Consider the following 11,100-nt stretch of genomic DNA (forward strand, 5'->3'; position numbering starts at 1 on the left):
GGAAATCCCGCTGAACCCCACTGCCAACTAGGGTTTCCTGGAAACGCAAAAGCCCGGGGACGGCAAATTGCGCTGTCCCCGGGCAACTGGCAGAAGGTCTTACTTGACTTCGACCTTGGCGCCAGCTTCTTCCAGCTTCTTCTTGGCGGCTTCGGCGTCAGCCTTGGCCACGGCTTCCTTCACGGGCTTCGGCGCGCCGTCGACCAGGTCCTTCGCTTCCTTCAGACCCAGGCCGGTCAGTTCGCGCACGGCCTTGATGACGCTCACCTTGTTCGCGCCGGCTTCGGTCAGCACGACGGTGAATTCGGTCTGCTCTTCAGCGGCAGCGGCAGCACCACCACCCGCAGCGGGGGCAGCAACGGCCACGGCAGCGGCAGCAGCCGACACGCCAAACTTTTCTTCCATATCCTTGATCAGCTCGGACAGTTCGAGCACGGTCATGCCAGCGATGGCGTCAAGGATTTCAGCTTTGCTAAGTGCCATTTTTCAAGAACTCCAGATTTTGGTAATGCCAGGTTCGGTGTCGCTTTGTCGTACAACGATTTCCGGGAAGTCGAGGCCTCAGGCCGCGGCCTTCTGATCGCGCACGGCAGCGAGGCCGCGAGCGAACTTGGTCGGAACTTCGTTGAGCGTACGTGCAAATTGCGCAATCGGGGCTTGCATGGTGCCCATCAACTTCGACAGCAACTCGTCGCGGGAAGGCAGCGTGGCCAGGGCCTTGACGCCTTCCTGGTTCAACAGGTTGTTGGGCAGCGAGCCCCCCTTGATGACCAGCTTGTCGTTGCTTTTGGCGAAGTCGGAAAGGACCTTGGCCGGCGCGACCGGATCGGCGCTGATCCCGTAGATCAGCGGACCGGTCAGCTGCTTGGACAACGACTCGAAAGCCGTGCCGTTCACAGCGCGCCGAGCCAGCGTGTTCTTCAGAACACGCAGGTACACGCCCGATTGACGCGCAGTCTTGCGCAGTACGGTGACAGAGGCGACGTCCAGACCACGGTACTCGGCGATAACAATCGACTGGGCCTTGGCGACTTGCGCCGAGACTTCCTCGATTACCACCGCTTTCTCTTGGCGATTGAGACTCACGGTTTGAACACTCCATCAAAAGACGCTTCGGGCGGAAGCCCGGAACGTCAACCGAATGCGGCGACCTGGTCGAGTTCTTATAAAGAAATCTTCCATGGGACGCCGTCTACGCTGGATCCGAACCGAACGGGCTTCGGGATTAAGCTCACCGCCGGCGTTGACGTCCTTCCGGGGAAGGACACCGTTGCACGGCGACTTGCTCCAGCGGTCTTTGACAGCAACGTCCGAACGGATCCGGACGCAGCCCAAAGTTCTGTAATGCCCGCTGTACGGCGGTCGGCGATCAGGCCGCCGGCGTCGTCAGCGAGGCGAGTTCGACGCGAGCACCGCCGCCCATCGTGGACGACACGGCCAGCTTGCGCAGATATACGCCCTTGGCGGCAGCCGGGCGCGCCTTGTTCAGGGCGTCGACCAGCGCGGCCAGGTTGGTTTGCAGCTGTTCCACGCCGAAGGAGGCGCGTCCGATGGTGGCGTGAACGATACCCGCCTTGTCGGTGCGGTACTGCACCTGGCCGGCCTTGGCGTTCTTCACCGCCGTAACGACGTCCGGCGTGACCGTGCCGACCTTGGGGTTCGGCATCAGGCCGCGCGGGCCCAGAATCTGGCCCAGGGCGCCGACCACACGCATGGTGTCGGGCGACGCGATCACCACGTCGAAATCCATCTGGCCGGCCTTGATACGCTCGGCCAGGTCTTCCAGGCCGACGATGTCGGCGCCAGCAGCCTTGGCGGCCTCGGCCTTGTCGCCCTGGGCGAACACGGCGACACGCACGCTCTTGCCGGTACCGGCGGGCAGCACCACCGAGCCACGGACCAGTTGGTCGGACTTCTTGGGGTCGATGCCCAGTTGCACGGCCACGTCGACGGACTCGTCAAACTTGGCGGTGGCGGTTTCCTTGATCAGGTTCAACGCTTCGTTGACCGGATACAGCTTGGTGCGGTCGATTTTTTCCCGCAGGGCGGCGGTACGCTTGGACAGTTTTGCCATGATCAGATCCCCTCAACGGTGATGCCCATGCTGCGGGCGCTGCCGGCGATGGTGCGCACCGCGGCGTCCAGGTCGCCCGCCGTCAGGTCGGGTTCCTTGGTCTTGGCGATTTCTTCCGCCTGGGCACGCGTCAGCTTGCCGACCTTGTCGGTATGGGGCTTGGGCGAACCCTTCTGCACACCCGCCGCCTTCTTGATGAGGACCGTCGCGGGCGGGGTCTTCATGATGAAGGTGAAGCTCTTGTCCGCGAAGGCGGTGATCACCACCGGAATCGGCAGACCGGGCTCCATGCCCTGCGTCTTGGCGTTGAACGCCTTGCAGAATTCCATGATGTTCAGGCCGCGCTGACCCAGCGCCGGACCGATCGGGGGAGAGGGGTTTGCCTTACCAGCCGGCACTTGCAGCTTGATAAAGCCGACGATCTTCTTCGCCATGCTTTGCTCCTTGCGGGTTCAAACGCCCGCGTTCGACGCGGGCTCCCCGGGGGATTGAGGGGTTGAGACTACCGGGATCAGGTCTTCTCGACCTGACTGAAATCGAGTTCGACGGGCGTCGCGCGACCAAAAATGGTGACAGACACACGCACCTTGCTCTTCTCGTAATTGACTTCTTCGACGTTGCCGTTGAAGTCCGCGAACGGCCCTTCCTTGACGCGCACCATCTCGCCCACTTCGAACAAGACCTTGGGACGCGGCTTTTCGACGCCTTCGACCATCTGGGAAAGTATCTTTTCGACTTCTTTCTCGGAGATCGGCGTGGGCCGGTTGCCCGAGCCACCCAGGAAGCCGGTGACGCGGTTGGTATTCTTGACCAGATGCCAGGTTTCGTCGGTCAGATCCATTTCCACCAGGACGTAGCCCGGGAAGATCCGCCGTTCGGAAATCGACTTCTGGCCGCCTTTCATTTCGACGACTTCTTCGGAGGGCACCAGGATGCGCCCGAAGGAGGTTTGCAGTCCGGCCCGCTCGATGCGTTCGAGCAGCGCCTTGTGCACGCTTTTTTCCATGCCGGAGTAAACATGGACGACATACCACCGTTTGCTCATGTGCCGTCCCTTATTTCCAGCCCAGCAGCAGGCCGTAAATGATCCACTCGATGCCTTTATCGAGTACCCACATGAAGATGCCCATGATGGCCACGAAAGCGAAAACGATGCCCGTCATCTGGGTCGTTTCCTTGCGCGTGGGCCAAGAGACACGCTTGACTTCGTTATAGGACTCGTTGGCGAAACTGAGCGTGCGGCGTCCGGGTTCGCTGAACCAGGCAATGATGGCCGCCAGGACCAAACCGCCGACGAAGACCCCGATACGAGCAGGCATGGGCTGCGTGCTCAACACCGAGAACCCAACGATTCCAGCAATGATGACGAGCACCGCCAAGGCTAGCTTCACCCGATCGGCGGTACTGGTTACGGTTTCGACGCTGGTATTAGACATTTTGCGCTGCAAGCCCGCCATATATGCGCAGCTCGCGATGATTTCCGGCAGGCTGGGGAAGGGAAGGCGAGTTGGCAGGGGCAGTAGGAATCGAACCTACAACCTTCGGTTTTGGAGACCGACGCTCTGCCAATTGAGCTATACCCCTCTAGTCACGCGCTGTTGGGCAGAACCACCGCACAGGATGGTAGAGCACAGCCAGCCAGAGACCCTTTACCTTCGCTTTCCCCGCTTCGCGTTCCGTGGGCCCGTTACCGAAAAGCCGTTTCGGGCTTGCCGGTTCGAATGAGCCCATCCGGGTTATAAATCCAGACGAATTACACCCGTCTGGATCACGCGTTCTGGTAACGAACACCAAAAACGAAGGATGGAACCTAGCGGAACCATCCATAATACTACTTTCCTTGCCGGCTTGTCCAGCGAATTCTCGAGCGGGGCCTTGCCCCGCCCGGGCCGGATTACTTGAGGATCTTGGCGACGACGCCGGCGCCCACGGTACGACCGCCTTCGCGAATGGCGAAGCGCAGGCCTTCTTCCATGGCGATCGGCGCCAGCAGCTTGACCACCATCGACACGTTATCGCCCGGCAGAACCATTTCCTTGTCCTTGGGCAGCTCGATCGTGCCGGTCACGTCCGTCGTGCGGAAGTAGAACTGCGGACGATAGCCGTTGAAGAACGGCGTGTGACGGCCGCCTTCTTCCTTGGACAGGATGTACACCTCGGCGTCAAAGTCCGTGTGCGGCGTGATCGAACCCGGCTTGGCCAGCACTTGGCCACGCTCGACTTCCTCACGCTTGGTGCCGCGCAGCAGAATACCCACGTTGTCACCGGCCTGGCCCTGGTCCAGCAGCTTGCGGAACATTTCCACGCCCGTGCACGTCGTCTTCACCGTCGGCTTGATCCCGACGATTTCGATTTCTTCGCCGACCTTGACGATCCCGCGCTCGATACGACCCGTCACCACCGTGCCACGGCCAGAGATCGAGAACACGTCTTCCACCGGCATCAGGAACGTACCGTCGACCGCGCGCTCGGGCGTCGGAATGTACGTGTCCAGCGCCTCGGCCAGCTTCAGAATCGCCTGCTCGCCCAGCTCGCCCTTGTCGCCTTCGAGCGCCAGCTTGGCCGAACCCTTCACGATCGGCGTGTCATCGCCCGGAAAGTCGTACTTCGACAGCAGCTCGCGCACTTCCATTTCCACCAGCTCGAGCAGCTCCGCGTCATCCACCATGTCCGCCTTGTTCAGGAACACGATGATGTACGGCACGCCCACCTGGCGGCTCAGCAGAATGTGCTCGCGCGTCTGCGGCATCGGGCCGTCCGCGGCCGACACCACCAGGATCGCGCCGTCCATCTGCGCCGCACCCGTGATCATGTTCTTCACATAGTCCGCGTGCCCCGGGCAGTCAACGTGCGCGTAGTGACGCGTCTGCGTTTCGTATTCCACGTGCGCCGTGTTGATCGTGATACCGCGCGCCTTCTCTTCCGGCGCCGCGTCGATCTGGTCGTACGCCTTCGCTTCGCCGCCGAACTTCGTCGACAGCACCGTCGTGATCGCCGCCGTCAACGTCGTTTTGCCGTGGTCCACGTGACCGATCGTACCCACGTTCACGTGCGGCTTGGTACGTTCAAACTTGCCTTTTGCCATGGCTGACTCCTGACTGGATGTGCGGATCTGACTAAAGTGAAGACAAATGCGTGGTGCCCATGACGCGGATCGAACGCGTGACCTCTCCCTTACCAAGGGAGTGCTCTACCACTGAGCCACATGGGCATTAAAACTGTTCTACTGCATAGCACCGCCAACAACCGGCATGACGCCAGCCTGCGTGCCTTACTGCCTGTGCGCGACCGAACACATCGTCCGCGCACCGTAAAAACCTGGAGCGGGTGAAGGGAATCGAACCCTCGTCGTAAGCTTGGAAGGCTTCTGCTCTACCATTGAGCTACACCCGCGGCGTACCGTTTCCCATCCTGCCCACCGCTGTCGCACCAGACTCACGCGAAGCCGATACCACCCAGCCATCGCGCAACGGGATGCACCCCCCAGACACTGCAAATCCAGGCCGACTTCGCCTGGATTCCTTGGCATATGTACGGGCATGACATCATCGTCGCACGCGGATGACTGGCGATCAGGCCGGTCTTCGGTCAGGGACAGTGGTGTTCACACCGGGGCCATTGCCCCATCGTCGCCCCATCGCGAATTACGCGCGGTCTCTGGTGGAGGGGATTGGATTCGAACCAATGTAGGCGCAAGGCCAACAGATTTACAGTCTGCCCCCTTTAACCACTCGGGCACCCCTCCAGCGGAGAACTTGAAATTATGGTGACTTTCCGCGTCGGTGTCAAATGGGCCGCCGCAAGAATCAGGCCAGGCCCCGCCCTTGCGGCGGCGCCGCTGCCGGCCAGGGTGAACGGGGGCGGCATCCGGGACTATCCTCCAAGCACGCCAGCGTCATCGTGCCGGCGTGGCGCGCTCGTCCAGTTGACCGGCGACGGCCGCCCGAAAGAGTGCCGCGTATTCCGAGGCATCGAACACGACAGGGTTCGTGGCGGCGGACGGATCGGCCTGCGCCATCCGCCCCACCCGGTCCGCATCCCTGTCATCCAGGCCAATGTCGGCCAGGGTGTGCGGAATACCGATGCGGGCGCGCAGTTCCAGGATCCAGGCCTGCACCCCTTCGACCGACGCCGTGGGTAGCGCCAGGTAGCGCGCCAGCGCCGCCAGCGGGGCCCGGACGGCATGGGCGTTGGCTTGCACCACATAGGGCATCAGGATGGCGTTGAGCGTGCCGTGGTGCGCGTCGTACAGGGCGCCCAACGGATGCGCGAGGGCATGCATGGCCCCCAGGCCGCGCTGGAAGGCCGTGGCGCCCATGCAGGAAGCGACCAGCATGTGGTGGCGCGCCGCCAGGTCTTCACCGTCGGCCACGGCGCGCGGCAGGTGGTGGTGGATGAGCTTCATGCCTTCCAGGGCGATACCGGCCGCCATGGGGTGGTAGAAAGGCGAGCAATAGGCCTCCAGGCAGTGGGACAGCGCGTCCATGCCGGTCGCCGCGGTGACCTTGGCGGGCAGGCCCGTCGTCAGGGCCGCGTCCAGGATGACGGCGGCCGGCAGCATGCGCGGGTGAAAAATCAGGCGCTTCAGGCGGGCGTCTTCATCGGTGATGACCGCGACCCGCCCGACTTCCGAACCGGTGCCGGCGGTCGTCGGCACCGCGACGACGGGCGCCATGCCTTCCACCTTGACGCGCCGGTAATTGTCGTCCGCGTCTTCGAAGTCCCACAGCGGCCTGTCCTGCCCGGCCATCATGGCGATGGCCTTGCCGGCATCCAGCGCGGAACCGCCGCCGAACGCAACGACGCCGTCGTGCCCGCCGCCGCGGAACGCCTGCACACCGTTCTCGACGTTGCGCCCCGTGGGATTGCCCTTGATGTCGTGAAAGACCCCGCAGGGCAAGCCCGCATCGCGGCATGCGGCCACGGCGCGTTCCAGCATGGGCAGGCCGGCGATGCCGGGATCGGTCACGACCAGCGGTTTGCGCATGCCCAGGGCGCCGCAAAGATCGGGCAGCTCGGCGATGCGCCCCGGCCCAACCCTGATGGCCGTCGGGTAGTTCCAGTTCACGTGGGGCAGGTCCATGGCTTACCTCTGCTGCCACGGCGCACGGCATCGGGCGCCGCGACGTAGGCGCGATCGCATCAGGCGACGCGCAGGTGGAAGGATTTGGGCTGGGTCAGCTGCTCATAGCCAAGCCGGGACAGGGACACGCCGCGCCCGCTGTCCTTGACGCCGGTCCAGGCAAGTCCAGGGTCCAGATAGTCACAGCGATTCATGAAGATGGTGCCCGCCTGGATGCGCGCGCCGATCGCGACCGCGGCTTCGCGATCGCGGGTGAAGACCGCGGCGGTCAGCCCATAATTGCTGTCGTTGATCAGCGATATCGCTTCGTCGTCGCCGTCGACGGGCATGATGCCGACCACGGGTCCGAAGCATTCTTCACGCATCACCCGCATGGCGTGATCCACGCCGGTCAGGACGGCAGGCGCCACATAGGCGGTATCGTCGCGCGCCGCGGGAAAATACGCCGCGTCAACGACGTTGCGCGCGCCCTCCTCGATGGCATCGGCGACGACTTCCCGCACCGCCGCGGCGGCGGACCGGCGCACCACCGGCCCCAGGGTGGTTTCCTGTTCGCGCGGATCGCCCAGCACATAGCGGTTGGCGAGCACCGCGGCCTGTTCGACAAAGCCGTCGTACAGCCGCCGGGCGACATAGATGCGCTGTATGCCGCAGCACGATTGGCCGGCATTGAAGAATGCGCCGTCGACCAGGGACTCTACCGCCGATTCCAGATCGGCGTCGCCGCGCACGTAGGCGGCATCATTGCCGCCCAACTCCAGGCCGACACCGATGAAGCGGCCGCAGGCGCTTTCCTCCACGGCGCGACCGCCGCGCACGGAGCCTGTAAAGGACACGAAGCGGATCTCGGGCGCGCGCACCAGCCTTTGGGTGGTGTCATGGTCGGCGTGGAGATAAGAGAAGAGACCGGGTGGCAGGCCGGCATGGGAGAAGGCCTGATGCATGAGCTCGGCGCACAACGGCGTCTGGTCCGAGTGCTTCAGCACGACCGCGTTGCCGGCCATGAGCGCGGGCACGATGCTATTGACGGCAGTCAACAACGGGTAGTTCCATGGCGCGATCGTCAAGGTGACGCCCAAGGGATCGCGCCGGATGAAACGCTCCCGTTCGCTGCCCGGCACAGCGGCCATCGGCTGCAGGGCCTCCGGCGCGATGGCGATCATATGCCTGGCCCGTTCCGCGTAGCCATCGACCTCCGACGGGGCATGCCGTATCGGCCGTCCCATCTGCACGGTGATCGCTTGCGCGAGGTCTTGCCTGGCGGCGACGACGCGATCCACCGCGGCCCCCAGCAGGCGGGCGCGTTCGGCAAGAGCCACCTCGCGCCATGCCTGCTGCGCGGCGTGCGCGGCCCGCAGCGTTTCGCGGATATGCGCGTCGGTGGCATACGGCCGGCAGACCACTTCACGGCCGTCGATCGGGCTGATGGTGATGAGTTCGCTGGACATGCCTGGTCAACTCCCTGAAACGCTCGCCCCGCACTGCGCCGGCACCCGGTTTGCTGTCCCCAAAAGGGGCGGTTTCGCCTTGGGGCGGCCTAGATGATTTCGAAGTAGCGCGCGAGTTCCCAGTCGGTAACGTGCCGGCGGAACATTCGCTCCTCCCATTCACGGGTGGCGGCGTAGTGTTCGACGAAGGCATCGCCGAAGCATGCGCGCGCTGCTTCGGACTGCTTCAGGCGCTGCGCGGCCTCCCACAATGTGGTCGGCAGCTTGAGCGCTTCGGGAAATTCCTGCGCATAGGCATTGCCGGTCACCGGCGCTTCGGGCTGCAGCTGCTGCTCGATGCCGTACAGACCCGACGCCAGCGCCGCGGACAAGGCCAGATACGGATTGGCATCCGCCGCGCCGATACGCACTTCGACACGCTGCGACTTGTCGCTGCCGGGAATGACGCGCAAGGCGGCCGTGCGGTTCTCCACGCCCCACGTCGCGTCGAGGGGCGCCCAGAATCCCGGCACGAGCCGCGAATAGCTGTTGATGGTGGGTGCATACAGCGCCATGAATTCCGGCAGATAACGCTGCAGCCCCGCGACGAAGGCGCGCTGCGTACCGCTCATGCCGTGCGCTTGGGCCGCGTCGTGGAACGCCGATTTCCCGGTGGTGCGATCGCGCAGCGAAAGATGAATGTGCCCGCTTTGCCCGGAATGCCGATGCGACCATTTGGCCATGAACGTCGCCATCAAGCCGTTCTGCTGCGCCAGGGCCTTGGTGAAGGTCTTGAAGAGAAATGCCTTGTCCGCGGCCGCGGCGGCGCGGTCCACCGCGATCGCTGCTTCCAGTACGCCCGGCCCCGTTTCGGTGTGCAGGCCTTCTATCGACATGTCCATGCGTTCGCACATATCGAGAAGCTGACGATAGAAGTCCCCGTTGACGGTGCTGCGCAGCATCGAGTAGCCGAAGTTGCCGGGGGTCCAGGTCTGCAGATCGCGATAGCCTTTTTCGCGCGCGGACTGCGGCGTTTCCCGGAACATGAAGAACTCGTATTCCAGCGCGGCATAGGCGTCATAGCCCATGGCCTCGGCACGCTGGAGGGTTCGATGCAGCAGCTGGCGTGGGCAGACCGCTGCGGCGGGCCCGGTGAAATCCGCCAGGAACAGCAGCATGTCCTGGCCGGCGGGACCCTTCTCGAGCGGGAGCCTGCGGCAGCTGGCCGGATCGATGCGCATCTGCGCATCCGGGTAAGCGGTGTGCCAGCCCGTGTAGCGGCCATTGTCGTAAAGCTGGTCGTCCACATCCCAGCCGAACACCACGTCGCAGAACGCGAGGCCGGCGCCGAGCGCGGACAGGAATTTTTCCTTGCGCAGGTACTTCCCGAGCATGACGCCATCGATGTCCGACAGGCCCACCTTGACGTGCGTCAAGGCGCTGGCCTGCACCAGGCGTGCGGCATCGTCCGCCGTTCTTACCCCTTCTGCTTGCATGGTTCGACCACCCTTGCGTTGAGTCAAAACCCTTAAGCGTCGGCGGGCGCCAAGGCCCGGGCGCGTCCTGCAATCGAGTCTAGACACCTTGCCGCAAGTTTGCAAACATAGCCGCGGCGCAACGGCGGCGGACAATCATGTGGCAAGAAGAGCGGTACCAGCGGATACGGAAAATGCTTGAAGCCTTGCGCAGCGTGTCGACCGATCGCATCGTCGACGAGTTGGGCGTGTCGCGCGAAACCGTGCGCCGCGACCTGATCGCTTTGGAAGCGCTGGGCGAACTGCGCCGCTCGCACGGCGGTGCGGTGCTGCCGGATCCCCTCCCGGCGGCCTTCGGGCGGCCGGCCGCGGACGGGCGCCATCTGCGCGCCATCGCGCGCGCCGTGGGGGGCAGGCTGTCGAACGGACAGACGTTGTACATGGAAGCGGGCTACATGGCGGCGCACATCGCCGATGCATTGGGCACGCTGCACGGCATTACCTTGATCACCAATTCTTTCGAAGCCGCGACGCGGGTCGCGTCCGGCGAGGATCACGTGGCGCATGGCAACCGCGCCTTCGTGCTGGGTGGCGCCGTGATCGCGCCCCTGCCGGCCACGCAGGGCGACCGCACGATCGCGGAAATCCACCGTTACACCGCGGATACCGCCCTGCTCTTCCCTACCGCCATCGATGCGCGGCACGGCACCACGCATGCGGACCTGGCGCGCGCCGAATTGGGCCGCGCCATGGCGGCCAATGCGCGCAACATCATGGTGATTGCCGACGATGCAAGGATAGGCGTGAATTCACATGCATCCTACTGCGCCGCGGACCGCGTGTCGGTGCTGGTGACGAATCGCAAATCGGAAGCGCGGGAAGGCTACGACGAGCTTGCCGGCGCGGTCGGCAGCGTCGCGCTGGCTTGACGGCGACGGCGTGTTAACGCTGGAAGGCGCCTGGCTGCGTTGCGTATGCGGGCCGTGGCACCCACGGCTGCGCTTCGCGCCTTGCCATGCACCTGATCGCGTACTGATACAA

The 11,100-nt window shown here is 64.1% G+C and carries 11 protein-coding genes and 4 tRNA genes; 1 reads left to right on the plus strand and 14 read right to left on the minus strand.

Going from position 1 to position 11,100, the window contains the following annotated elements; all coding sequences use genetic code 11:
- Positions 1 to 99: 99 nt before the first annotated feature.
- From rplL to AKI39_RS24620, 14 genes are all read right to left on the minus strand, one after another.
- Entirely contained in the window at positions 100 to 483 is a 384-nt protein-coding gene (gene rplL / locus AKI39_RS24555) for a 50S ribosomal protein L7/L12 (protein WP_066641819.1), read from the minus strand.
- A gap of 78 nt (positions 484 to 561) precedes the next feature.
- The gene (gene rplJ, locus AKI39_RS24560; RefSeq protein WP_066641820.1) at positions 562 to 1,086 is read right to left on the minus strand and encodes a 50S ribosomal protein L10; all 525 of its coding nucleotides are present in this window, start codon (positions 1,084 to 1,086) and stop codon (positions 562 to 564) included.
- 283 nt (positions 1,087 to 1,369) lie between these two features.
- A complete protein-coding gene (rplA, locus tag AKI39_RS24565) occupies positions 1,370 to 2,074 on the minus strand; it encodes a 50S ribosomal protein L1 (RefSeq protein ID WP_066641824.1) in 705 nt (234 codons plus the stop codon).
- A gap of 2 nt (positions 2,075 to 2,076) precedes the next feature.
- Complete coding sequence (gene rplK, locus AKI39_RS24570; protein WP_066641826.1) at positions 2,077 to 2,508, minus strand: 50S ribosomal protein L11; 432 nt, start codon at positions 2,506 to 2,508, stop codon at positions 2,077 to 2,079.
- Positions 2,509 to 2,585: 77 nt separating this feature from the next.
- Positions 2,586 to 3,119 carry a transcription termination/antitermination protein NusG gene (gene nusG / locus AKI39_RS24575; protein WP_066357456.1) on the minus strand — a complete coding sequence of 178 codons (534 nt, stop codon included), beginning with the start codon at positions 3,117 to 3,119 and terminating at the stop codon, positions 2,586 to 2,588.
- Between the two features lie 10 nt (positions 3,120 to 3,129).
- Positions 3,130 to 3,510, minus strand: a complete 381-nt coding sequence (gene secE / locus AKI39_RS24580) for a preprotein translocase subunit SecE (RefSeq protein ID WP_066643718.1) — start codon at positions 3,508 to 3,510, stop codon at positions 3,130 to 3,132.
- Positions 3,511 to 3,582: 72 nt separating this feature from the next.
- Positions 3,583 to 3,658, minus strand: a tRNA-Trp gene (locus AKI39_RS24585).
- Positions 3,659 to 3,968: 310 nt separating this feature from the next.
- Positions 3,969 to 5,159 carry an elongation factor Tu gene (tuf, locus tag AKI39_RS24590; RefSeq protein WP_066641803.1) on the minus strand — a complete coding sequence of 397 codons (1,191 nt, stop codon included), beginning with the start codon at positions 5,157 to 5,159 and terminating at the stop codon, positions 3,969 to 3,971.
- A 51-nt stretch (positions 5,160 to 5,210) separates the two neighbouring features.
- Positions 5,211 to 5,285: transfer RNA gene (locus AKI39_RS24595), tRNA-Thr, on the minus strand.
- A 108-nt stretch (positions 5,286 to 5,393) separates the two neighbouring features.
- Positions 5,394 to 5,467, minus strand: a tRNA-Gly gene (locus tag AKI39_RS24600).
- A 265-nt stretch (positions 5,468 to 5,732) separates the two neighbouring features.
- Positions 5,733 to 5,819: transfer RNA gene (locus tag AKI39_RS24605), tRNA-Tyr, on the minus strand.
- 150 nt (positions 5,820 to 5,969) lie between these two features.
- Positions 5,970 to 7,157 (minus strand): iron-containing alcohol dehydrogenase, encoded by a 1,188-nt coding sequence (locus tag AKI39_RS24610; RefSeq protein WP_066641827.1) that lies wholly within the window; start codon positions 7,155 to 7,157, stop codon positions 5,970 to 5,972.
- A 59-nt stretch (positions 7,158 to 7,216) separates the two neighbouring features.
- Positions 7,217 to 8,605 carry an aldehyde dehydrogenase family protein gene (locus AKI39_RS24615; RefSeq protein ID WP_066641830.1) on the minus strand — a complete coding sequence of 463 codons (1,389 nt, stop codon included), beginning with the start codon at positions 8,603 to 8,605 and terminating at the stop codon, positions 7,217 to 7,219.
- A gap of 89 nt (positions 8,606 to 8,694) precedes the next feature.
- Entirely contained in the window at positions 8,695 to 10,080 is a 1,386-nt protein-coding gene (locus AKI39_RS24620) for a glutamine synthetase family protein (RefSeq protein WP_066641832.1), read from the minus strand.
- Between the two features lie 173 nt (positions 10,081 to 10,253).
- On the opposite strand from AKI39_RS24620, the gene AKI39_RS24625 reads away from it, so the two are divergent.
- The gene (locus AKI39_RS24625; protein WP_235610712.1) at positions 10,254 to 10,988 is read left to right on the plus strand and encodes a DeoR/GlpR family DNA-binding transcription regulator; all 735 of its coding nucleotides are present in this window, start codon (positions 10,254 to 10,256) and stop codon (positions 10,986 to 10,988) included.
- Positions 10,989 to 11,100 lie beyond the last annotated feature (112 nt).

This window comes from Bordetella sp. H567 (genome assembly GCF_001704295.1).
Taxonomy (GTDB): Bacteria; Pseudomonadota; Gammaproteobacteria; order Burkholderiales; family Burkholderiaceae_B; genus Bordetella_C.

Excerpts from the sequence above, each read along its gene's own strand:
- rplL (WP_066641819.1), bottom strand. The coding sequence starts at position 483 with ATGGCACTTAGCAAAGCTGAAATCCTTGACGCCATCGCTGGCATGACC.
- rplA (WP_066641824.1), bottom strand. The coding sequence starts at position 2,074 with ATGGCAAAACTGTCCAAGCGTACCGCCGCCCTGCGGGAAAAAATCGAC.
- rplK (WP_066641826.1), bottom strand. The coding sequence starts at position 2,508 with ATGGCGAAGAAGATCGTCGGCTTTATCAAGCTGCAAGTGCCGGCTGGT.
- nusG (WP_066357456.1), bottom strand. The coding sequence starts at position 3,119 with ATGAGCAAACGGTGGTATGTCGTCCATGTTTACTCCGGCATGGAAAAA.
- secE (WP_066643718.1), bottom strand. The coding sequence starts at position 3,510 with ATGTCTAATACCAGCGTCGAAACCGTAACCAGTACCGCCGATCGGGTG.
- tuf (WP_066641803.1), bottom strand. The coding sequence starts at position 5,159 with ATGGCAAAAGGCAAGTTTGAACGTACCAAGCCGCACGTGAACGTGGGT.
- AKI39_RS24610 (WP_066641827.1), bottom strand. The coding sequence starts at position 7,157 with ATGGACCTGCCCCACGTGAACTGGAACTACCCGACGGCCATCAGGGTT.
- AKI39_RS24615 (WP_066641830.1), bottom strand. The coding sequence starts at position 8,605 with ATGTCCAGCGAACTCATCACCATCAGCCCGATCGACGGCCGTGAAGTG.
- AKI39_RS24620 (WP_066641832.1), bottom strand. The coding sequence starts at position 10,080 with ATGCAAGCAGAAGGGGTAAGAACGGCGGACGATGCCGCACGCCTGGTG.
- AKI39_RS24625 (WP_235610712.1), top strand. The coding sequence starts at position 10,254 with ATGCTTGAAGCCTTGCGCAGCGTGTCGACCGATCGCATCGTCGACGAG.